We start from the raw sequence: 21,393 nt of genomic DNA on the forward strand, positions 1-21,393 counted from the left end.
CCCGCAAGTCGCAGCAGGACCGCCCCGGCAACGGGGCGGTCTTTTTTTCGAGGAGATGAACAATGAGTGAAACCCAGGCCGCCAGCGGCGGCGTCAAGGTCACGCCGCCCTTCGCCTACGGCGAAATCGTGCCGCTGCTGAAGCAGCACCGCGTGGCGGTCGAGGACGGCATCGTCGCACCCGCGCTGCGCAAGGTGCAGGCGGTGCCGATTTCCATGAGCGAAATGGGCCGCGCCGCGCGCGACTACCCCATCGCCTTCAGCGGTACGCCGGATGGCAAGCGCTTCGGCGTCATCGCGCTGCTCGGCCTGCGCCAGGGCGAAAACCGCCTGGTGGACGACGCCGGCCGCTGGCGCGAAGGCTGGTATGTGCCCGCCTACGTCCGCCGCTACCCCTTCTGCATGGCCTCCGTCACCGACAACGGCCAGCAGCGCGATGAGCGCGTGGTGTGCGTGGAACGCGGCGCGCTGGCCGAAGGCGACGGCGGCCGCGCGCTGGAAGACGAATCCGGCAAGCCGCAAGCCTGGTGGGAAGAGCGCCTCAAGCTCACCCAGGAATTCGAGGCCGACCTGCTGCGCACCGCCCGCATGTGCGACACCCTGAGCAAGTTCGGCCTGCTGGTACCGTTCTCCGCCCAGGCGGTGAGCAAGAGCGGCGACACCATGAACATCACCGGCCTGTTCCGCGGCGACGAAGGCCGCCTGGACAAGCTGCGCGCCGACGACCTGCGCATGCTCATCCGCACCGGCACCCTGGGCCGGCTGTACGCGCAGATGTTCTCGCTGGACAACCTGGGGCGCTTGCTGGACCTGGGCTGAAAGACGTGGCGACCCCCGATGGGGGCGGCTGTGATGAAGCGGGTGCTTGAACGCGGACGGGCCGAAAGGCCCGTTTTTCATGTCCGCAATTCGGCTGCATCGTCCGACACCGCCCAGCGGCAGGCTCGCGCCGTGATCCATCTCGGGAGGATAGCTATATGGGCTATGCTTAACCGGTTTTTGAAGAGCCTTTTGGCTCCACCTGACTGTCCGTCCAGCAACCGAATGAAAACTGGGTTCCGGTCCCCCTCAGCGATCCTGGCGCTCATTAGGCTCATCTACTGAAGCTTCCCGGGTTTTCTTGTTCACCACGCTGATCGCGAGTTGTACTGACGTTTTTTGTCGCTACCTGATTTATCCGATGTCGCAGGCGAAATGAGGGACTGATCAATCTCGGGGCGCTGGGATACCGGCTGGCGTTCTTCAATAGCAATCGGGCCGGGGCGAGTTTCCTCGCCGCGGCCCGATCTGCATTCAGCGGAACAACTGCCTTCAGGCTTCCTGCACCGCGCCGATGAAGCCCGCCAGTTCCGGTGTCTGCGGCGCGGCGAATACCGTTTTCGGATCGCCGCTTTCATGTATCCGGCCCTGGTGCATGAAGATCAGCTTGTTGCCGACGTCGCGGGCGAAGCGCATTTCGTGGGTGACCATGATCAGCGTCATGCCTTCGCTGGCGAGCTGGCGGACGACGGCGAGGACTTCGTTGACCAGTTCCGGGTCCAGCGCCGAGGTGATCTCGTCGCACAGCAGCACCTTGGGCTTCATCGCCAGGGCGCGGGCGATGGCGACGCGTTGCTGCTGGCCGCCGGAGAGCTGGTCGGGGAAGCTGTTGAATTTGTCGGAGAGGCCGACCTTCAGCAGCATTTCCTTGGCGATGTCTTCGGCCTCGCGCTTGGAGGTGCTCTTGACCACGGTGGGCGCGAGCATGACGTTCTGGCCGGCGGTGAGGTGGGGGAAGAGGTTGAACTGCTGGAACACCATGCCGACCTTTTGACGCAGGGCGCGCAGGTCGCCCTTGCCGTCGTGCAGCGCGGCGCCATCCACCACCAGCTCGCCCTTGTCTATGGTTTCCAGGCCGTTGATGGTGCGCAGCAGGGTGCTCTTGCCGGAGCCGCTGCGGCCGATGAGGGCGACGACGTCGCCCTGGGCGACTTCCAGGTCTATGCCCTTGAGGACGTGGTTGGCGCCGAAGTGCTTGTGCAGGCCGGTGATCTTAACGAGCGACATGGAATTTCCTCTCCAGGCTTTTGGCGTACAGCGAGAGCGGGTAGCAAAGGATGAAGTAGCCGGCGGCGACCAGGCCGAACACCAGGAAGGGCTGGAAGGTGGCGTTGGCCAGCATGGAACCGGTCTTGGTGAGTTCGGCGAAGCCGATGATGGACGTCACCGCGGTGCCTTTGACCACCTGCACCGAGAAGCCGACGGTGGGGGCGATGGCGATGCGCAGCGCCTGCGGCAGCACCACGTAGCGCATCTGCTGGGTGTAGGACAGCGCCAGGCTGGCGGAGGCCTCCCACTGGCCGCGCGGCACCGACTCCACGCAGCCGCGCCAGATCTCGGCGAGGTAGGCGCTGGTGAAGAGGGTGAGGCCGACGGCGGCGGCGATCCAGGGCGACACATCCACGCCGAGCAGCGACAGGCCGAAGAAGACGATGAAGAGCTGCATCAGCAGCGGCGTGCCCTGGAAGACCTCGATGTAGCCCTTGGTGAGCGCCTGCAGCAGGCGGTTCTTGGAGATGCGGGCGAACAGGATGGCGAGGCCGACGAGGCCGCCGAGCACGAAGGCGATCAGCGACAGCGCCAGCGTCCATCTGCCGGCTTCCAGCAGGTTGCGGACGATGTCCCAAGTGGTGAATTGGACGAACATCAGCGCGGCCTCCCGACGATGAAGCGCTGGCCCAGCCGCATCAGCAGCTGGCGGATCAGCAGGGCCATGACGAAGTACATCGCCGTGGTGACGAAGTAGGTTTCGAAGGCGCGGAAGTTGCGCGACTGGATGAAGTTGGCGGCGAAGGTGAGTTCCTCCGCGGCGATCTGGGAACAGACCGAGGAGCCCAGCATGACGATGATCACCTGGCTCACCAGCGCCGGCCACACGCGGGTCAGCGCCGGGCGCAGCACGACGTGGCGGAAGGTCTGCAGCCGGGTGAGCGCCAGCGAGGAGGCGGCTTCGATCTGGCCGCGCGGGGTGGCCTGGATGCCGGCGCGGATGATCTCGGTGGAATAGGCGCCGAGGTTGATCACCATGGCCAGCACCGCCGCGTGCCACTCGGTCATCTTCACGCCCAGCGAGGGCAGGCCGAAGAAGATGAAGAAGAGCTGCACCAGGAAGGGCGTGTTGCGGATCACCTCCACGTACAGCCCGAACAGGCGGTCGAAGGGGCTGATCTTCCAGGCGCGGCAGAGCGCGCCGACGATGCCGAGGCCGATGCCCAGCACCGCGCCGACGGCGGTCAGCGCCAGGGTGAAGGCGGCGCCCGTGAGCAGCAGGTCGCTGTGCTGCAGTACCGGGGCGAAGTCGAACTGATAGGCCATCCAGGGTCTCCATGGCCGGCGCCGGGGCGGCTCGTGGCTGCGCGGGGCGCTGTGGGGAGGGGGCGCGCCGGTGCGGTGTTGCCTTCGCGCGGGCGTCGGGTCGGGGCGAGCAGGGCGTCAGGAATGCAAGGCGGCTGCCCCGCCGCGGTCGCCGAGGGCGGCGGCGGGGCGGTAGCGCTTACAGGTCCTTCGGCAGCGGCGCGTTCAGCCAGCGCTGGGCGATGGCGTCCAGGCTGCCGTCCTGCTTCGCCTTGGCGATGATCTCGTTCACCTTGGCGGTCAGCGCGGTTTCGCCCTTGGCGATGCCGACGTAGCAGGGCGAGTTCTTGATCAGGAACTTGGCGTCCAGGCGGCGCAGCTTGGTCATGTCATTCACCGCGGCGGCGACGACGTTGCCGGTGGCGATGAACTGCACCTGGCCGGTGAGGTAGGCGGAGATGGTGGCGTTGTTGTCTTCGAAGCGCTTGATGGTGGTGCTGGCCGGGGCGATCTTGGTCAGCTCCAGGTCTTCCACCGCGCCGCGGGTCACGCCCACCGTCTTGCCGGCCAGTTCGCCGGCCTGCGCCAGCTTGACGTCGGTGGGGCCGAACACGCCGTTGAAGAAGGGCGCGTAGGCGGTGGAGAAGTCGATCACCGCTTCGCGCTCGGCGTTCTTGCCTAGGCTGGAGATCACCAGGTCGGCCTTGCCGGTGGTGAGGAAGGGCACGCGGTTGGTGCTGGTCACCGGGATCAGCTCCACCTTCACGCCCAGTTCCTTGCCGATGAGGTTGGCCATGTCGATGTCGTAGCCGCGCGGCTTCAGGTCGGTGCCCACGCTGCCGAACGGCGGGAAATCCTGCGGCACGGCGACGCGCAGCGTGCCGTTCTTGTGCACGTTGGCGAGTACGTCGGCGTGGGCGCTGGCCAGGCCCAGGGTGGCGCTGGCGGCAAGGCCGGCGGCGAGGGCGCAGAGGCTGCGGAGGAAGGGGCGGCGGGTAGTGGTCATGGCGGATCTCCGGGAGGAAGTGGGTAGAGGTGGGTTATTGCGGGCTGTGCTGCGGTCTGCGGTTCGGTCTGCTGAGTACGGTGTGCTTCTTCAAAGACTCATTCGATCTGCAATTCCAGGCCGACTCGCCGCGCGGCGGCGGCGAGGTGGCGGCGCATCGCGGCGGCGGTGGCGGCGGCATCGCCGGCATCGATGGCGGCGAGAATTTCGCGGTGTTCGTCGGCCGGTTCCCAGATGCCGCCCGGGTTGGAGAAGGGCAGGCGCAGGCTGTGGCCGATCTGCTCGCGGAACTGGTGGGCAATGGTGATCAAGCCCGGGTTGGTGGAGGACTCGGCCAGCTGCAGGTGGAACTGCAGATCCCAGTCCGCCGCCATCACCAGGTCGCCCACCCGCAGCGCGTCTTCCATGCCGCGCTGGATGTCTTCCAGCGCCTGGCGGCCCTCGGCGTTCATGTGGCGGGTGGCGAGCGCCGCCCAGGCCGGCTCCAGCGCCAGGCGGAATTCGATCAGCGCCTGCGGCGTCATCGAGCCGGCTCCGGGCAGCGGCCGCGCCGGGTCCGGCCGGCTGCCGGCGGTCACGAACACGCCCTTGCCCGGCTGCGAACGCACCAGCCCCAGCGCCTCCAGCGTGGAGATGGCTTCGCGCAGCGAGGCGCGGCTGATCGCCAGTTGGTCCGACAGCTCGCGTTGCGAGGGCAGGGCCGAGCCGCTGGGGAATTCTCCCTCGGCGATGCGGCGCTGCAGCGCCTGGGCGGCAATGGCTGAGATGCTGGGCATGGGGGCCTTCGTTTGCGGTCTGACAGTTCGGACTGGTCTGACCAGTCAGATCGGTATTAGCAGAAGCTGTGCCAATTGCTGGCCTGTCTGGTGAGGGCGGCCGGAAAGCGCGTGTTCGTGCGGGATTGAGGCTGAGCGGAGGTTTGTTGCCCTTGGTTGGGAGGCGTTGAACGGGGAGCTGCGGCGCCCTCAAACGGTGCTTGGCGCTGTTGTGGTGCCCCGGATGAGGGCGGATATCTGGTGGTGTCGGGGTGGAGCGGACGGCGGGAGGGGGGCTGGGATTTCTGTGGCTGGGTGGAAGGGCTTGCCGAATCCGGCCAGGCGGTTGGGGGGCCCGGGGCGTGGACTTGTGGCAGGTGGTAGGTGGCCGATGGTGCATATGCAGCGGTTTTCCCCGCGGGCCGTTCGTTATTACGCGACGGGTTTCGCCCCTTCCCCTGGCAAGGGAGGGCTGGGGAGGAGGGGAGGCGCCCGCAAGGGCACTGATGGATCAGATCACCCCTCCAGGCTTCGGGCGCTGGCCTTCCGCCCCGCTGACCAATCCACTGCGCGAAGGAAGGACCGTGTCTCCACCTGCAGGCTTCAGGCGATGGAAGGGAAGCAGGAGCATTCCTGTCCCCCCGCGCCCGCACCTGCTCCTGAATCAACTATCCAGCAAGGCCGGGAAACGCACGCCAGGCACCGCGCCAACCCACCACGCCGAACCTCTTTCCCCGCCTTGCTGTTTTCGGCTAACGCCTGCGCGGGCGCTTTCCTAGAATCGTCCTCACCCCAATCCGGTGAGACCAAAACAAAATGCAGACGCGCGACGAGCTGTTTCCCGAGAGTTTTCCCCAGCCTGAAAACCAGCCCCATGACCCGGCCGCCGGCAGCCGGCGCGATTTCCTGCGCAATGCCGGCCTGCTGGGCGCGGCGGCGCTGTTGCCCGGCGGCCTGGGCGTGGCCGGCAATGCAATGGCCGCCCAGCCGCCGTCCGACATCGTGATGGCGGACGCGGTGGCGCTGTCGGCCTGGATCAAGGCGCGCAAGGTCTCCTGTCGTGAAGTCATGAGCGCCTTCCTCGACCATATCGAGCGCATCAACCCCAAGGTGAATGCGCTGGTGTCGCTGCAGGAGCGTGGTGACCTGCTACGGCAGGCGGACGAGCGCGACGCCCAGCTCGCCCGTGGCGAATATCTCGGCTGGATGCACGGCATGCCGCAGGCGCCCAAGGACCTCACCGCCACCGCCGGCATTCCCACCACCCAGGGCTCGCCGCTGTTCAAGGACTATGTGCCGCGACAGGACTCCATCATCGTCGAGCGGGTGCGCCGGCAAGGCGCCATTCTCATCGGCAAGAGCAACACGCCGGAGTTCGGCCTCGGCTCGGCTACCTACAACGCCGTCTTCGGCACCACGCTGAACGCCTACGACCCCAGCCGCCATGCCGGCGGCAGCAGCGGCGGCGCGGCGGTGGCGCTGGCCACCCGCATGCTGCCGGTAGCCGATGGCAGCGACATGATGGGCTCGCTGCGCAATCCGGCGGCCTGGAACAACGTATTCGGCTTCCGGCCGTCGCAGGGCCGGGTGCCTTTCGGCCCCAGCGGCGAGGTCTTCTTCCAGCAACTCGGCTACGAGGGGCCGATGGGGCGCACGGTGCGGGATCTGGCGATGCTGCTGTCGGTGCAGGCCGGCCACGACGCCCGGCTGCCGATGTCCCTCAGCGAAGACCCGGCGGTATTCGCCGGCCCGCTGCAGCGGGATTTCCGCGGCACCCGCATCGGCTGGCTGGGCGACTTCCGCGGCTACCTGCCGATGGAGGCCGGCGTGCTGGAGCTGTGCCGCCAGGGGCTGAGGGGCTTCGAGGCCGTGGGCTGCACGGTGGAAGAGGCGATGCCGGATTACCCGATGGAGCAGCTGTGGCAGACCTGGCTCACGCTGCGCCACTGGCTGGTCGCCGGGCTTGCCACGCCGCTCTACAACGACCCGGCCAAGCGCGCGCTGCTGAAGCCGGAGGCGGTGTGGGAGATAGAGGGCGGCCTCAATCTCACCGGTGCCGACGTCTGGCGCGCCACCGCCCAGCGCAGCAAGTGGTACGAGGCGCTGCGCAAGCTGTTCGAGCGCTACGACTACCTGGTGCTGCCCTCGGCCCAGGTCTTCCCCTTCGATGCCGGTCAGCACTGGCCCGCAGAGATCGCCGGCCGCCGCATGGACACCTACCACCGCTGGATGGAGGTGGTGACGGGCGGCACCCTGGCCGGCCTGCCCATCCTTAACGTGCCGGTGGGCTTCAATGCCCAGGGCCTGCCGATGGGCGTGCAAGTGATGGGCAAGGCCCAGGCGGACCTCGCCGTGCTGCAGCTGGGCCATGCCTACGAGCAGGCCACCCGCTGGGTGCAGGCGCGCCGGCCGGCGCTGCTCTGAGGCGCGGCCGGCCGGGCCCGCTCCGCTGTCAGGGGCGGTCCTGCATGGTGCCGTGCACATACATGTCGCCGGCGGACATCCATTTGCCGTTCACCTTCTCCCACAGGAACAGGATGCGGAAGGTGAAGGGCTTCTCCGCCGGGTCGCGCGGTGTCACATGGAAGTTGGCCCAGTCCCAGCCCATGTTGCCGCTGACCTTGGTGTAGACCGACTCGATGCGCACATCGCCGTACTTCACCAGCTCGCGGTACATCGGCCGCAACTGCTCGCGGCCGACCTTCACCGGCGTTTCCTCGCCGGTGGAGACCACATCCGGGGCGTAGAAGCGGTCGACGATGGCGTCCGCATCCTGGCTGGCGAAGGCTTTTTCCTTCAGGTCGTAGAGCGAGCGGATGGCGGCCTTGAAGGCCTTCAGTTCGGCACTCGCCGTTGGGGCGGGAGCGGCGGTGGCGGTGGCGGACGCGGCGCCGGCCGGCAGCGCGGTGGCGAGGAGGCCTGCCGCGAGCAGGCTGGCGACGAGGCGGGGAGGGTGGAAAACGCGGAAAACGCGGGAAAGCGTGTGCTTCATCAGATGATCTCCAGGATTTGCTTGGCGGCCCGGTCGCCTTCTTCGGCGGCGGTTTCCCACATCTGGGCGCCGGTGAGTTCCGCGTGGCAGAAGGCCATGCGGTTGAAACGGGTGCGGATGATTTCGCGCGGCGCCGGCTGGCCGTCCTTGCCGAAGAAGAAGCCCGGCTGCGCGGTGACGTAGGCGTGGCCCCAGCGGTTGGCGACGATGCCGGCGATGTCGCGCCTGGCGTCGAAGCCGGCGGCGCCGAACATCTTCTGGAACTGGCTGCGCACGCCGGCCTCGATGTCGGCGTAGGGCAGGTGGAAGAGCTGCATGCGGGCGGCGGTGCAGGTCTGGGCGACATCGTTCAGCCCATTCACGATGAAGGGGTTGTACTGCACCATCATCGCCGGCTTGTCCGGGTCCAGCGGCATGGTCTCGCGGCCGTCCACCAGCACGTTGCGGCGCAGGCTGGTCCACCAACCGAAGCCCTCGAACCAGCGCGCGGAGGCGATGCCGAGCTTGTCGAGGAAGCGCCAGTTGCGCAGGGCCACGTTCACCGTGAGCATGGGCGCGTGGTGGAAGGTGGCCATGGCCTCGTAATAGGCGCGCGGCAGATCGCGGCAGACGTATTTGTTGGCGTGCTGCTGGCCGGCCATGATCACCGCCCGGGCGCGGGCCTTGTACAGCCTGCCTTCGCGCAGCCAGGTGACGGTGACGCCCTTGGCCGAGTCCGCCGGGCCGTCGTGGCTTACCGCGACCACGGTGGATGACAGCCGGATGCGCACCGGCTGGTTGGCGCGGTCCAGCGCATTCCAGTTGAGCTTGCCGAGGATGAGCTCGCTCAGGCGCTCGCCCGCGAAGGCATCCGGAATCAGGTACTTCACCAGCCGGCGGGCGATGGTGGCGTTGCCGCCGGGGAAGCTCACCAGGTAGAGGTCGTCGGTGCCATCGCCCTTGCCCTGGGCGGGATCGCGGTTGTAGTTCACCACGCCGGGCTGCATGAAGTTGTAGGCGGAGAAGGCGGAGATGGTGTCCGCGCCCTGGCCGCAGCCCATGGCCGCCGCCACCGGGTCGATGTACTTGCTCACCTCCGGCCCCAGGCCCATCACCTTGCTCAGGTAGTCGCGGTAGGTCATGGAGTCCAGCCATTGCGCCCAGTCGGTGCGGCGGGGCGCGGTGTGGCTGAGCTCCAGGCGGGTGAGGTCCTGCTTCTGCGCTTCCGGCAGCGGCGCGTCCTTCCAGCCGTTGTGCCAGGCGTTCTTGACGAAGCCCTGGCCTTCGAAGAAATAGCCGATGTCCGACTGCTCCCAGCCGATGTGCATCGGCGACCAGACGTCGCGCGGAATCAGCATGTCGCTGCGCAGGTTCTGCGGCTCCTGGAAGTCGAAGGCTTCGGGAAAGCCCAGTTCCTCGTAGAAGCCGCTGTAGAACCCGAAGGCCTTGGCCCGCTGCAGCGGGAACACCATGCCGGTGGAGCCCTGCGGGCCGATCAGCCGGGTGCCGTCCACCTCGATCTCGTTCTGCTTGGCCTCGCCGCCGAAGATGGCGTGCTGGTCCAGCATCAGCACGCTGCTGCCTGGCCTTTCCTTGTGATAGACGTGGGCGGCGGAGAGGCCGGCGATGCCACAGCCGACGACGATGAGGTCGTAGCTTTCGCCTGAGTCGGCGGCGCCGGCGATCAGCCCATCCATCTCGCGGTTGCGCAGCGCCGCCTTGGCGTCGTTCACCACGTTCCAGGTGTTGCCGTTGGCGCGGGCATAGTCGCCGATGCCGATGCCGGCGTCGCTGCGCCAGCCGCTCCATTCGCGCGTCAGGCCGGTGAGCGGCACCGGCACCGTCTGCGCCTGGGCGTTGCGCATCAGGCCGGGGGCCGCCATGCCGAGCAGGGCGCCGCCGGCGCCGAGCAGGCTGGCGCCGAGGAAATCGCGGCGGGTGATGCGGGTATCGAAGCCGAGCGCGCTCTTTTCCTTTGCGCTCAGGCTGGCGGATGGATTCGGGCTGGAATCCGGCGTCTCTGCCATGGGGAAGGCTCCTGGATGACGAGGGGATGCAGCCCGCCGGTAGTGGACTGCCAGGTCATGCTAGGGAGGTGGAGAAGGGCTGTCGTCATCCCTAAGGATGATGGGCGGCGGCTTCGCGGAGCCGGGATGGCGCCGCGGGGGAGGCGGCCTCGGCGCGAAGGTTCGAGACGGGGGGAGGCTCAGGCGCCGGGGTGGATGAACAGCTTGGCCAGCAGCTCGGTGCGGCTGCGGGCCCCCGCCTTGTCCAGCACATGTTTGACGTGGGTCTTCACCGTCGCCAGCGAGATGCCCAGTGCATCGGCGATCTCCGCATTGCTGAGGCCGCGGCGCAGGTGGCGGACCAGCTCGCCCTCGCGCGGCGTCAGCGCGGCGGTTTCCGGCGCGGCGGGGGCGAAGGCGCCGGAGCTGGCGGCGGAGAATTCCAGCAGTGGCATCAGCCCTTTCAGCACGTCGATCTCGCCGCTGCTGAAGGCCGGGCCGTGGCTGCGGCGTATCAGCGAGATGCCGGCCACCGCGCGGCCATCGTCCAGCCGCAGGTAGATCTCGGCGATGTCGCCTATGCCGTGGTCGCTGAGGAAATTGCGGTAGATGGCGCTGCCGCCGGCCTGGCCGCGCAGGCTCTGCACCGGCGCGCCGCAGCGCAGGCCGCGCGCCGGGTAGAGCGGATCGTGCCGCCAGTAGTGGGCGCTGTAGGCGGCCTGCACCTCGGGCAGTGCGGCCGGGCGGGGAAAGCCGGCGATGTCGCCATTGCCCCCGACCAGGTAGAAGGCGCGATGGTCGCAGGCGCTCACCCTGCCCACCGTGTCCAGGCAGGCATCCATATAGGCCTGCAGCCGGGCGGTGGCCGGCGCTGCGGGGCAGGCCGGCTTCAGGCTCACGCGTTCAGGTGCCGTGCCGGGGCAGCCGCGCCGCGCAGGGTGGCGGAGGGCAGTTCGCCGAACATGGCGCGGTATTCGGTGGCCAGCCGCGACAGATGCCAGAAGCCCCAGCGCGCGGCCACGTCCTGGATCATGGTCTTTTCCGGATCGCTGTTGAGCAGGTCGCGGCGCACGCCGTTGAGCCGGATGGCGCGCAGGTAGCCCACCGGGTTCAGCTGCAGCACTTCCTCGAAGCAGTATTGCAGCGTGCGGCGGGAGACGCCCAGCTCGGCACACAGGTCGGCCACCGACAGCGGTTCGTTCACATGCTCGCGCATGTAAGCCACCGCGCGATGCACCACCTGCCGGCGACCCGAGCTGGTGCGCGGGGACTGGCTGGCGGCGGCCGCCTTGCCGAAACTGGCTACCGTGCTCTCGTAGATGGCGTGCTTCATCGCCCGGCGCAGTTGCTCATGTTCCAGCAGCTGCGGTGCCGAGATGATGCTGGACAGCGCCGAGAACAGGAATTCCTTCAGTTTGGTGGAGCCGACCGGATCGCGCAGCGCGGCAGGCGCGCGCACCAGCGCCTCGGCGGCGTCGTTGCCTTCCAGGATGCGGGTGAACTCCATCAGCTCGTCCATCGGCAGCGCCACCGCGATCAGGTCCAGCGCCGGCGAGGTACGCAGCAGCGACTCCTCGCCTGGCTTGATGGTGATCTGGGTGTGCTCGTCCACCTCCCAGCCGTCGTACACCACACGCCCGTCCATGCGCAGCGGGATGCCGACGGTGAGGCAGCCCTGCCAGGGCCTGCAGTGTTCCTGCAGCGACTGGGTGGTCTGCTCGCGGAAGATCTGGATGCCGTCGAACCACACCTCGGTGAAATCACCGACGAAGGGCCCGGGCGTGAGCTGGTCGTAGATCTGCTCCCAGCCTTGTACGTAAGCCGCCATTTCGCCCACTTCGGTGGTGTTCCGGTGGGTGATGCGTACATGCGAAGTACTGCCGCTGGCAAAGGCGGGAGCCTTGCCAATACACGTATCCGTGTTCATTTATTGTTTGGCCCCAAAGCGTCATTGAGGTGAATGCACCTCAACATTTAGCAAAAGCCATGCCGTCGGGACTTCCCTCTCTCTGTCGGGAATTCCCTCCTCCTTATTCGCATCATGGGGCACCCGGCGCGTGCATTGCAATTTGCAGCGCACAAGGCTGGTGCGATGTTTTTTATTGCGAATTGCTGATTTCGGATAACGGCCCGCCGAAAGTGCTTCCTAGAATTTCCCCGACTCGACGAAGGTTTTAGCGCCAGGGCCGCGATCCTTTCCATGTCACGTCGGGGTTTTTCTATTCAGCTTCTATTAATAATTCTCAGGGGTCGTTAATGAGTAAATTCGCTTCGGAAAGGCTGCGGCCATTGGCGTCCGTATTGGCGGCGGTCGGAATCCTCGGTGCGCAGCCCGTGCTGGCGGCGGACGATGCCGCCGCACTGGGCCGCAATCTGACGCCCCTGGGCGGCGAAAGCGCAGCCAACGCAGATGGCAGCATTCCCGCCTGGCAGGCGGGCGCATTGAATTCCGGATGGGCGCCCGGCAAGCCGCGCGCCGATTTCTTCAAATTCAAGGATGACAAGCCGCTATTCACCATCGACGCATCCAATGCCGATAAATATGCGAATAAGCTGAGTGAAGGTCAGCTCGCGCTGCTGCGTAATTTCAAGAATTACCGCATTGCGGTCTACCCCAGCCGCCGTCATTGTTCCGCGCCGGATTTCGTGCAGCAGAATACGAAGGCAAACGTCGGTACGGCGAAAATCGGCAGCGATGGATGGAGCCTTGCCGAAGCCACCGTGCCGGGCATTCCATTCCCCTTCCCCAAGAGCGGCATCGAGGTATTGTGGAATGCCAAGATGAAATACGCCGGGGTCGGCCTCACCATGCCGGCGCTGTGGATCATGCTGTCGCCGCGCGCCAGCGGCGGCGACTGGATCGAAGCCAAATCCAGCCAGACCTATTTCTACCCCTGGGGCAAGAAGGGCAGCAGCAAGCTCGCCGACCTGCCGCAGGTCGAGTACTACACCTATTTCGACTACACCTCGCCGACCGCGCTCGCCGGCCAGGCGCTGATCGCCACCGCCTACCTGAACAAGGGCAGCGACACCTTCTACTACTTCCCCGGCCAGCGCCGCGTGCGCCGCATGCCCAGCTATTCCTACGACGCGCCGCAGGTGGGTTTCGAGAACCAGTACACCGTGGATGAGCCGCGGGTGTTCAACGGCACGCCGGACCGCTTCGACTGGAAGCTGGTGGGCAAGAAGGAGATGTACGTCGGCTACAACGCCTTCGGCATGTATGACCCGAACGTGGATCGCCACAAGGTCATCACCCCGGACGGCGTCGAATCCGCCGCCACCCGCTACGAGCTGCACCGGGTGTGGGTGATCGAGGCCACGGTGAAGGAGGGCGTGCGCCACGTCGCGCCCAAGCGCCGCTTCTATGTGGATGAGGACTCCTGGGCGCTGATGGGCGCGGAGGATTACGACGCCCAGGGCAAGCTGTGGAAGGTGCGCGAGAGCTTTGTCATCCCGGTGGCCGAAACCGGTTCCTGCGACAACCCGGCCTTCGTCCAGTACGACCTCAACTCCGGCCGCGTGCTGCACGACCAGGGCAGCGTGGGCGCCGGCAAGGACCTGAAGTGGTCGGTGGAGCCGGACGACGCCAAGCTGCAGGAGAGCTTCTACACCCCCGACAACCTGCGCGCGATCAGCCAGCGCTAAGCCCGCACCTTCTCCGCCGCCGCGTCTCAGCCGCGGCGGCGCCTTCCCTCCGGAGATAACAATGACAATTCGCTTCAAGCAATTGGCGGTGGCGCTCGCCCTCGCCGGGCTGGGTACGCCCGCGGCCCAGGCTTTCCAGTTCGAGAACGAATTCTTCAGCGGCTCGCTGGACTCCACGCTCACCGTCGGTTTCGGTCAGCGGGTGGAAGACCAGCGCTGCAACCACATCGGCGATGTCTCCACGAGTTGTGGCGGCAATGCCAATACCGCGGTATGGGGCAACGGCGACGACGGCAACCTCAATTACGACAAGGGCGATTTCTTCACCGCCCACATCAAGGGTTCGCACGAACTGCTGCTGAACCTGCCGGACCAGTGGAAGTTCATGGGCCGGGTCGGCTGGCTGCACGACTTCGCCGCCGACGACACCGCCCGCACCGACCTGCGCGCCAGCGCCTCCAACGAAGTCGGCAACTACGTGCGGCTGTACGACTTCTGGGTCAGCAAGGAATTCGACATCGCCGGCCAGCGCGCCCGTGCCCGCCTGGGCAACCAGGTGGTGAGCTGGGGCGAGAGCCTGTTCATGTTCGGCGGCATCAACTCCAACGTGGCGATGGACATGCAGCGCCTGTCCTCGCCGGGCGTGCAGCTGAAGGAAGCCTACCTGCCGGCGCCGATGTTCAGCCTGGCCTCCAGCCTGGGTAACGGCATCAACGCCGAGGCCTACTACCAGTTCGAGTGGAAGCCGTATTCCTTTCCGCCGGCCGGCACCTACTTCTCGGTGAGCGACACCTTCGGCGCCGGCCGCGACCGCCTGATGTACTTCACCGCCGACGCCGCCAGCCGCATCCGCACCCCGGGCGACTCCCTCTACGGCATGAGCCTGGCCGCCGCCCGCGAAGCCATGCTGGCCGCCGGCGAGGCCATCCCGGTGGCGAACGACGACAAGCCGCGCAGCGGCGGCCAGTACGGCGTATCGCTGAAATTCCGCGTCGATGCGCTGGATGCCGACGTCGGCCTCTACTACCAGCGCTACCACGACAAGACGCCCAACGTGCTGCTGTGGTCCGCCGGCATGGGCCACACCGGCTACTACTACGAAGAGAACCGCGAGTTGTACGGCATCAGCGCCAACACCTCGCTGGGCAACTGGGCGGTGGGCGCGGAACTCTCCTACCGGCCGAAGGACGCAGTGTCGCTGGGTGCGTGCGTGAACGTCGATGGCAGCGGCATCGCCGCCGGCGCCGAATGCCGCGGCTCGGTGGACGAGGAGCGCTACCAGCTCCACCTCACCGGCATCCTCAGCCTCACCCCCAGCGAGCACGGCTGGTTCCTCGACGCGGTGGGCGCGCAGACCGGCACCTTCCTCGGCGAAGTGGTGGGTATTTCCTACCCCAATGTGCACTCCGGAAAGATCTATACCCGCAGCAACAACGGCGTGACCTACCAGCAGCAGGTGGCCGCCGGCAACTGGACCTACCTGGACGGCGCCGGCAACTCGGTGGGCGTGGGCGACAGTTTTTCCTGGGGCTACATGTTCGACTTCAGCGTGACCTACGACGGCTCGCTGATCCCCGGCTGGCAGGTGATCCCCGGCGTGGCGGTGTCCCACGCGGTGCGCGGCAACACGCCCAATTTCATGCAGAACTGGATGGAGGGCGCCAAGTCGGCCAACTTCTACGTGCTGTTCAACCGCAATCCCTCCACCTGGCAGGCGGGCATCAACTACACCAAGTTCTGGGGCGGCGACACACCCACCAGCTCGCTCAACGAGGACAGGGACTTCATCGGCGGCTTCCTGTCGCGCAACTTCTGATGCAGCGCTTGCCGGCGCGGGCGCAAGCCTCGCCGCCGGCTTGATCCTCAGCCGCCCGCCGCGGATTGCGCGGCGGCCGGCGGCAACACCCACGCAGCCCGCCCCTCCATTCTTCAGGTCACACCGTGCTCAATCCCCTCAGTGTCGATCAGGTCGACACCTTCCTGACCCGCAACCTGCGCCGCCTGGAGGATTTCTGCTTCCGCCTGCGCGGCGCCATCCTGGTCGCGCTCGCGCTGTTCACCGTCGTCATGGGCTGGTTCGCCCTGCAGCTGCGCATGGATGCCGGCTTCGAGAAGCAGATGCCGGTGGGCCACGAATACATCCAGACCTTCAACCAGTACCGCGACGACGTGCTCGGCGCCAACCGCCTCAACATCGTGGTGCGCGTCCGCGAGGGCAGCATCTGGAACAAGGCGGCGCTCACCCGGTTGTACGAAGTGACGCAGGCGGTGGGCTTCCTGCCCAACGTCGATCGCCTGGGCGTGCAGTCGTTGTGGACGCCCAACTCCTTCGTCAACGAGATCACCGAGGACGGCTTCCGCGCCGATCCGCTGATCCCCGGCACGGTGTCGCCGGCCGACCTGGACGATGAAACCATCGCCGGCATCCAGCGCGCCGCCAGCCAGGGCGGCTTCGTCGGCACCCTGGTGTCGCGCGACCAGAGCAGCGCGATGATCGTCGCCGAGTTGGCCGAGCGCGACCGCGACGGCCGCCAGATCGACTACGTCGCCTACAACAAGCTGCTGGAAGCACTGCGCGCCAAGTTCGAGGACGCCGATTACGAAATCCAGATCATTGGCTTCGCCAAGCAGATCGGCGACATCGCCGACGGCGCCTCGGCGGTGCTGGAGTTCTGCGCCATCGCGCTGCTGCTCACCGCGCTGGCGGTGTACTGGTACTGCCACTCGCTGCGCTTCACCCTGCTGCCGGTGGTGTGCTCCTTCACCTCGCTGGTGTGGCAGTTCGGCACGCTGAAGCTGCTGGGCTACGGCCTGGACCCGCTGGCGGTGCTGGTGCCCTTCCTGGTGTTCGCCATCGGCGTGTCCCACGGCGTGCAGCAGATCAACTTCATCGTGCGCGAGCTCTCCCACGGCCGCAGTACCGAGGAGGCGGCGCGCGCCAGCTTCTCCGGCCTGCTGATTCCCGGCACGCTGGCGCTCATCACCGCCTTCGTCTCCTTCATCACGCTGACGCTGATCCCGATTCCGATGGTGCGGGAGCTGGCGATCACCGCCTCGCTGGGCGTGGGCTACAAGATCATCACCAACCTGGTGATGCTGCCGCTGGCCGCCTCCTGCTTCCACTTCGACAAAAGCTACGCCGACAAGGCGGTGCTCAAGCGCGAGAAGCGCTCGGCCTGGCTGCGCACGCTGGCGCGGGTGGCGGAGCCGCGCAACGCCGCCATCACCATCGCGGTGACGCTGGTGGTGTTCGGCCTCGCTGTGTGGCAGAGCGCCGACCGGGTGGTGGGCACGGTGGAGCCGGGCGCGCCCGAACTGCGCGCCGACGCCCGCTTCAACCGCGACGCGGTTTCCATCTCGCAGAACTACGACACCGGCCTGGACTGGCTCACGGTGATCTTCGAGGCGCCGCCGGCTTCCTGCGAGCGGGTCGAAGTCGGCCTCTACCAGGACCGCTTCGTCGCCGCCATGCAGTACGTGCCCGGCGTGCTCTCGGCGCTGTCCTTCTCCGGCCAGCTGCGCACCTACAACGAGGGCTACAACGAGGGCAACCCGAAGATGGCGGTGGTGCCCATCGACGCCGGCAACTACGCCGGCCTCGCCGCCGAGGTCGGCCGGGTGCGCGGTTTCATGAACAAGGACTGCAGCATGACGGCGGTCCACCTCTTCCTCGCCGATCACAAGGCCACCACCATCAACGGCGTCATCGCCGCGGTGAAGGCCTTCCGCGAGGCCGACCAGGTGGCGGACGTGCATATCCGCCTCGCCTCCGGCAACGCCGGCGTGCAGGCGGCGGTGAACGAAGAGGTGCATCGCTCCGAAATGCCGATGCTGCTCTACGTCTATGCCGCCATCGTGGTGCTGGTGGCGGCGGTATACCGCGACTTCCGCGCCGTCATCGCCTGCTGCCTGCCGCTCACAGTCGGCACCTTCATCGGCTACTGGTTCATGAAGGAGCTGCAGATCGGCCTCACCGTGGCGACGCTGCCGGTGATGGTGCTGGCGGTGGGTATCGGCGTGGATTACGCCTTCTATATCTACAACCGGCTGCAGCTGCACCTCGCCAACGGCCAGCCCATCGTCAAGGCGCTGGAGCACGCCATCCTCGAGGTGGGCATGGCCACCATCTTCACCGCCGTCACCCTGGCGGTGGGCGTGGCCACCTGGATGTTCTCCGAACTCAAGTTCCAGGCCGACATGGGCCGGCTGCTGGCCTTCATGTTCATGGTGAACATGGTGATGGCGATGACCGCGCTGCCCGCCTTCGCGGTGTGGCTGGAAAAACTCTTCCCGCGAAGGAAGCCGGTGCGGGCGCCGGGCATCCTGGCGCACTGATCCGGCCCACTGAACTGGCCAACTCATCCGGCACATGAACATGCTCATCGGAAACCTCATGAACACGCCTGCTCCGCGTTCCTCGCATTCCCGCGCCCGCCGCTTCTCCGCCCGGCTGGCGAACGCGCTGGCCGGGCTGATCGCGCTGGCGCCGCTGTTCTGCCACGCCCAGGCCGAAGCCGGCGCGGAGACCTTCAGCCTGCGGCCGGCGGCGCACAGCGCCAACGCCACCCGCAGCATGATCCTGGACGCCACCCGCGCCGGCGACCGCCTGGTGGCGGTGGGCGAGCGCGGTGTGGTGCTGCTGTCGGACGACGGCGGCAAGCAATGGCGCCAGGCCGCCAGCGTGCCGGTGGCGGCCACGCTCACCGGCGTCTCCTTCGCTGATGCCAGGCAGGGCTGGGCGGTCGGCCACTGGGGCGTGGTGCTGCATACCAGCGACGGCGGCGAGAACTGGAGCCGCCAGCGCCTGGACACCGGCGAGGACAGGCCGCTGTTCTCGGTGCATTTCCTCGACGCCAGCCACGGCATCGCCGTCGGCCTGTGGTCGCTGATGCTGGAAACCCGCGACGGCGGCCAGCGCTGGGAAGAAGTGGCGCTGCCGGCGCCCCCGGGCGAGAGCCAGGCCGACGCCAACCTGATGCGCATCTTCGGCGGCCCGAAAGGCGTGCTCTACGTCGCCGGCGAGCGCGGCACCCTGCTGCGTTCGGCCGACGGCGGCCAGAGCTGGGACTACCGCCCGACCGGCTATCGCGGCTCCTTCTGGAGCGGGCTGGCGCTGGACGACGGCAGCGTGCTGCTGGCCGGCCTGCGCGGCAACGTCTATCGCAGCGGCGACGAAGGCGCCCACTGGAGCAAGGTGGAAGGCACGCCCTTCAGCTCCATCACCGACCTGGTGCTGGCCGGCGGCAAGGTGGTCGCCGTCGGGCTGGACGGGGTGACGCTGGAGAGCAGCGACCAGGGCCGCAGCTTCCACGCCAGCCAGCGGGAAGACCGCCTGTCGCTCACCGCCGCGGTCGCCACCGCCAGCGGCAAGGTCGCGGTGTTTTCCCGCGGCGGCGTATTGCCGCTGCAGTGAGTGCTTTGAATTGATGGAAAAGGGCAGGGCGGCGGCGCAAAGGCGTGGACATGAATTGCCGATTCCGTCCATCGCCGCCGTGAATGGCACTTGAAATGAACTCGATGCGGCGCAGCTGTTGCGACGTATTCGCAGTGACCGCCCGCAGCAATGCGGGCGGGGGTTCCGAGCGTGGTGTTTGAGAAAAGGGAGGGCGGGTCCGCCCGGCCTCCCTTCTTTTTTCGCCACCTCGGTTCTGCCAGGCGGGGCGCGGGATGCGTGCCAGGCCCGGCTGCGCCGGAGGGCTGCCATTCCAGCGCTTTTGTGGCGGATGGCAACAACAATGAATCGCCAGCCGGATTTGCCGTTTTGGGATAACGCCCGCTTTTGAACGATCGCTAGAATCGTTTTCAGCTATTCAGGAAATAAAGGTATTCCGCTTTGCCATTTGTCGCGTATTCGAATTGCCGCGGCGAATGAAAAGCACTGCGCCAATCGCAATTACGCAAATCGGACCATTGCCCGTGGCCTTTCAATTCACGCAGCAATCCACCGCTATTCAACCCAACGCAATCAATCTGGAGAACCAGGTGAAAAAGAGTTTCCGGGTGAAATCCCTGTTGTTCGGGCTGTGCGCCGGTTTCGCCATGCAGGCGCATGCGCTGGAGCCGGATGTGCTCACGGTGACCAGGATGGCGCCGGCCGATGCTTACCGCGTCTATATCGCCGATCCCAACTTCAGCAGCCTGGTCGATGGCCGCATGCATGTCATCGACGGCCAGAACATGCGCTACCTCGGCATGGTCTCCACCGGCTTCTCCGGCCTGTCCGCGCTGTCGCCGGACCGCTCCGAGCTGTACGTGGCTACCACCTACTACGCCCGCCTCAACCACGGCGAGCGCACCGACGTGGTGGACATCCACGACGCCACCACGCTGGCGCGCAAGGAAGAGATCGTGATTCCGCCGCGCCATGCCCAGGGCACCGCCAGCCGCACCCTCATCCAGACCTCCTTCGACGGCAGCCTGCTCTACGTGCAGAACGCCACCCCGGCCACCTCGGTGACGGTGGTGGACCTGCGCAACCGCAAGGTGCTGGCCGAGGTGCCGACGCCGGGCTGCTGGGCCGTCTATCCCTCGCCGACGGTGGCCAGCCGCTTCTCCGCCATGTGCGGCAACGGTTCCATGCTGACGCTGACGCTGGACGAGGCCGGCCAGGTCGCCACCCGCAAGCAGAGCGCGCCCTTCTTCGATCCGGACAGCGATCCGGTCTTCCCGATGTACGACCGCAACGGCGACAAGTTCGTCTTCGTCTCCTTCCACGGCAAGGTCTACCAGGCCGACCTCTCCGGCGAGATGGCGAGCGTGGAGCCGGGCTGGTCGCTGGTCGGCGCCACGGATGCCAAGGCTGGCTGGCGGCCGGGCGGCTACCAGCTGCTCGCCACCGAACGCGCCGCCGGTCGCCTCTACGTCGCCATGCACGACAAGGGCGAGGAGGGCTCGCACAAGAACCCGGCCAAGGAGATCTGGGTGATCGACCTCGCCAGCCACAAGCGCATCGCCCGCATGCCCGGCCACAACGCGGTGTCCATGGCCACCAGCCGGGGCGAGAAGCCGCGCCTCTACCTGCTGGACGCCACCAACAACGACCTCATCGCCTACGACCTCGGCGCCAAGCCGAAGCTGTTCAAGCGCATGCCGGCCATCGGCAACACGCCCATCCACCTGGAGCTGCAGTAATGGACGCCCTGCTGATCGACCCGGTGCTGTCGCGCGGCTGCGCCGCCGCGGTGGCGGTGCTGCTGCTGGTGGGCGGCGGCCAGAAGCTCTTCAACCTGCCGGTGTTCGAGGCGGTGGTGGAGCTGTACGAGGTGCTGCCGCGCGCGCTGGCGCCGCTGTTCGCCCGCGTCTTCCCGCTGCTGGAGATTCTCGCCGGCGCGCTGGTGCTGCTGGCGCCGGGCGCCATCGGCGGGGCCGCCGCGGTGGCGGTGCTGCTGCTCGCCAGCGCCGGCATCCTGGTCAACCTGCTGCGCGGCCGCCGCAACATCGACTGCGGCTGCGGCGGCGGCGATTCCCACCCGCGCCTGTCCTGGGCGCTGCTGGGCCGCAACGCGGTGCTGCTGCTCGCCGCCGCCATCGCCGGCCTCGCCGTGAGCGCCCGCGAACTGGTGTGGATCGACTACCTCACCGTGGTCGCGCTCGCCCTCGCGCTGCTCGGCCTCTATGCCGCCACCAATCAGCTGCTCGCCAACCAACCCCGTTATCAGGCACTCCGGAGCTAAGA

At 67.1% G+C, this 21,393-nt stretch carries 17 protein-coding genes; 8 read left to right on the forward strand and 9 right to left on the reverse strand.

Features of this window, described 5'->3' with window-relative positions:
• Nucleotides 1–62 precede the first annotated feature (62 nt).
• Complete coding sequence (locus tag C7389_RS02965; RefSeq protein ID WP_133588234.1) at nucleotides 63–818, forward strand: SapC family protein; 756 nt, start codon at nucleotides 63–65, stop codon at nucleotides 816–818.
• A 492-nt stretch (nucleotides 819–1,310) separates the two neighbouring features.
• Here C7389_RS02965 and C7389_RS02970 read toward each other — a convergent pair whose 3' ends face one another.
• The 5 genes from C7389_RS02970 to C7389_RS02990 all read right to left on the reverse strand — a co-directional run bounded on the left by C7389_RS02970 (nucleotide 1,311) and on the right by C7389_RS02990 (nucleotide 5,114).
• Entirely contained in the window at nucleotides 1,311–2,045 is a 735-nt protein-coding gene (locus tag C7389_RS02970) for an amino acid ABC transporter ATP-binding protein (protein ID WP_133588236.1), read from the reverse strand.
• Nucleotides 2,032–2,685 (reverse strand): amino acid ABC transporter permease, encoded by a 654-nt coding sequence (locus C7389_RS02975; protein WP_133588238.1) that lies wholly within the window; start codon nucleotides 2,683–2,685, stop codon nucleotides 2,032–2,034. Before C7389_RS02975 ends, C7389_RS02970 begins: the two co-directional genes overlap by 14 nt.
• On the reverse strand, nucleotides 2,685–3,353 hold the full coding sequence (locus C7389_RS02980) for an amino acid ABC transporter permease (RefSeq protein ID WP_133588240.1): 669 nt from the start codon (nucleotides 3,351–3,353) through the stop codon (nucleotides 2,685–2,687). The genes C7389_RS02975 and C7389_RS02980 overlap by 1 nt, the downstream gene beginning before the upstream one ends.
• A 178-nt stretch (nucleotides 3,354–3,531) precedes the next feature.
• Nucleotides 3,532–4,338 (reverse strand): transporter substrate-binding domain-containing protein, encoded by an 807-nt coding sequence (locus tag C7389_RS02985; protein WP_133588242.1) that lies wholly within the window; start codon nucleotides 4,336–4,338, stop codon nucleotides 3,532–3,534.
• 98 nt (nucleotides 4,339–4,436) lie between these two features.
• Nucleotides 4,437–5,114 carry a FadR/GntR family transcriptional regulator gene (locus C7389_RS02990; protein ID WP_133588244.1) on the reverse strand — a complete coding sequence of 226 codons (678 nt, stop codon included), beginning with the start codon at nucleotides 5,112–5,114 and terminating at the stop codon, nucleotides 4,437–4,439.
• 795 nt (nucleotides 5,115–5,909) lie between these two features.
• Between C7389_RS02990 and C7389_RS02995 the strand changes: the two genes are divergently transcribed.
• A complete protein-coding gene (locus C7389_RS02995) occupies nucleotides 5,910–7,517 on the forward strand; it encodes an amidase (protein ID WP_211168495.1) in 1,608 nt (535 codons plus the stop codon).
• A 28-nt stretch (nucleotides 7,518–7,545) separates the two neighbouring features.
• On the opposite strand, the gene C7389_RS03000 is transcribed toward C7389_RS02995, so the two are convergent.
• The 4 genes from C7389_RS03000 to C7389_RS03015 all read right to left on the reverse strand — a co-directional run bounded on the left by C7389_RS03000 (nucleotide 7,546) and on the right by C7389_RS03015 (nucleotide 11,997).
• On the reverse strand, nucleotides 7,546–8,085 hold the full coding sequence (locus C7389_RS03000; RefSeq protein ID WP_133588246.1) for a YybH family protein: 540 nt from the start codon (nucleotides 8,083–8,085) through the stop codon (nucleotides 7,546–7,548).
• A complete protein-coding gene (locus C7389_RS03005; protein ID WP_133588248.1) occupies nucleotides 8,085–10,091 on the reverse strand; it encodes an NAD(P)/FAD-dependent oxidoreductase in 2,007 nt (668 codons plus the stop codon). The genes C7389_RS03000 and C7389_RS03005 overlap by 1 nt, the downstream gene beginning before the upstream one ends.
• A 179-nt stretch (nucleotides 10,092–10,270) precedes the next feature.
• Complete coding sequence (locus C7389_RS03010) at nucleotides 10,271–10,969, reverse strand: helix-turn-helix transcriptional regulator (RefSeq protein ID WP_133588250.1); 699 nt, start codon at nucleotides 10,967–10,969, stop codon at nucleotides 10,271–10,273.
• On the reverse strand, nucleotides 10,966–11,997 hold the full coding sequence (locus C7389_RS03015; protein WP_133588252.1) for a helix-turn-helix domain-containing protein: 1,032 nt from the start codon (nucleotides 11,995–11,997) through the stop codon (nucleotides 10,966–10,968). Before C7389_RS03015 ends, C7389_RS03010 begins: the two co-directional genes overlap by 4 nt.
• Nucleotides 11,998–12,326: 329 nt before the next feature.
• Here C7389_RS03015 and C7389_RS03020 point away from each other — a divergent pair, with 329 nt between their 5' ends.
• The 6 genes from C7389_RS03020 to C7389_RS03045 all read left to right on the forward strand — a co-directional run bounded on the left by C7389_RS03020 (nucleotide 12,327) and on the right by C7389_RS03045 (nucleotide 21,391).
• Complete coding sequence (locus C7389_RS03020) at nucleotides 12,327–13,718, forward strand: DUF1329 domain-containing protein (protein WP_133588254.1); 1,392 nt, start codon at nucleotides 12,327–12,329, stop codon at nucleotides 13,716–13,718.
• Nucleotides 13,719–13,779: 61 nt separating this feature from the next.
• The gene (locus C7389_RS03025) at nucleotides 13,780–15,534 is read left to right on the forward strand and encodes a DUF1302 domain-containing protein (protein WP_133588256.1); all 1,755 of its coding nucleotides are present in this window, start codon (nucleotides 13,780–13,782) and stop codon (nucleotides 15,532–15,534) included.
• A 125-nt stretch (nucleotides 15,535–15,659) separates the two neighbouring features.
• Nucleotides 15,660–18,053: an efflux RND transporter permease subunit gene (locus C7389_RS03030; protein WP_133588258.1), complete on the forward strand. Its 2,394-nt coding sequence runs from the start codon at nucleotides 15,660–15,662 to the stop codon at nucleotides 18,051–18,053.
• A 58-nt stretch (nucleotides 18,054–18,111) separates the two neighbouring features.
• On the forward strand, nucleotides 18,112–19,131 hold the full coding sequence (locus tag C7389_RS03035; protein ID WP_133588260.1) for a WD40/YVTN/BNR-like repeat-containing protein: 1,020 nt from the start codon (nucleotides 18,112–18,114) through the stop codon (nucleotides 19,129–19,131).
• 569 nt (nucleotides 19,132–19,700) lie between these two features.
• Entirely contained in the window at nucleotides 19,701–20,849 is a 1,149-nt protein-coding gene (locus C7389_RS03040) for an amine dehydrogenase large subunit (RefSeq protein WP_162851645.1), read from the forward strand.
• Nucleotides 20,849–21,391, forward strand: coding sequence for a MauE/DoxX family redox-associated membrane protein (locus C7389_RS03045; RefSeq protein ID WP_133588264.1), 543 nt, complete (start codon nucleotides 20,849–20,851; stop codon nucleotides 21,389–21,391). Before C7389_RS03040 ends, C7389_RS03045 begins: the two co-directional genes overlap by 1 nt.
• Nucleotides 21,392–21,393 lie beyond the last annotated feature (2 nt).

The sequence above is a fragment of the Azoarcus indigens genome, from assembly GCF_004361735.1.
In the GTDB taxonomy this organism is placed as follows: Bacteria; Pseudomonadota; Gammaproteobacteria; order Burkholderiales; family Rhodocyclaceae; genus Azoarcus; species Azoarcus indigens.

Excerpts from the sequence above, each read along its gene's own strand:
- C7389_RS02965 (WP_133588234.1), top strand. The coding sequence starts at position 63 with ATGAGTGAAACCCAGGCCGCCAGCGGCGGCGTCAAGGTCACGCCGCCC.
- C7389_RS02970 (WP_133588236.1), bottom strand. The coding sequence starts at position 2,045 with ATGTCGCTCGTTAAGATCACCGGCCTGCACAAGCACTTCGGCGCCAAC.
- C7389_RS02975 (WP_133588238.1), bottom strand. The coding sequence starts at position 2,685 with ATGTTCGTCCAATTCACCACTTGGGACATCGTCCGCAACCTGCTGGAA.
- C7389_RS02980 (WP_133588240.1), bottom strand. The coding sequence starts at position 3,353 with ATGGCCTATCAGTTCGACTTCGCCCCGGTACTGCAGCACAGCGACCTG.
- C7389_RS02985 (WP_133588242.1), bottom strand. The coding sequence starts at position 4,338 with ATGACCACTACCCGCCGCCCCTTCCTCCGCAGCCTCTGCGCCCTCGCC.
- C7389_RS02990 (WP_133588244.1), bottom strand. The coding sequence starts at position 5,114 with ATGCCCAGCATCTCAGCCATTGCCGCCCAGGCGCTGCAGCGCCGCATC.
- C7389_RS02995 (WP_211168495.1), top strand. The coding sequence starts at position 5,910 with ATGCAGACGCGCGACGAGCTGTTTCCCGAGAGTTTTCCCCAGCCTGAA.
- C7389_RS03000 (WP_133588246.1), bottom strand. The coding sequence starts at position 8,085 with ATGAAGCACACGCTTTCCCGCGTTTTCCGCGTTTTCCACCCTCCCCGC.
- C7389_RS03005 (WP_133588248.1), bottom strand. The coding sequence starts at position 10,091 with ATGGCAGAGACGCCGGATTCCAGCCCGAATCCATCCGCCAGCCTGAGC.
- C7389_RS03015 (WP_133588252.1), bottom strand. The coding sequence starts at position 11,997 with ATGAACACGGATACGTGTATTGGCAAGGCTCCCGCCTTTGCCAGCGGC.
- C7389_RS03020 (WP_133588254.1), top strand. The coding sequence starts at position 12,327 with ATGAGTAAATTCGCTTCGGAAAGGCTGCGGCCATTGGCGTCCGTATTG.
- C7389_RS03025 (WP_133588256.1), top strand. The coding sequence starts at position 13,780 with ATGACAATTCGCTTCAAGCAATTGGCGGTGGCGCTCGCCCTCGCCGGG.
- C7389_RS03035 (WP_133588260.1), top strand. The coding sequence starts at position 18,112 with ATGAACACGCCTGCTCCGCGTTCCTCGCATTCCCGCGCCCGCCGCTTC.
- C7389_RS03045 (WP_133588264.1), top strand. The coding sequence starts at position 20,849 with ATGGACGCCCTGCTGATCGACCCGGTGCTGTCGCGCGGCTGCGCCGCC.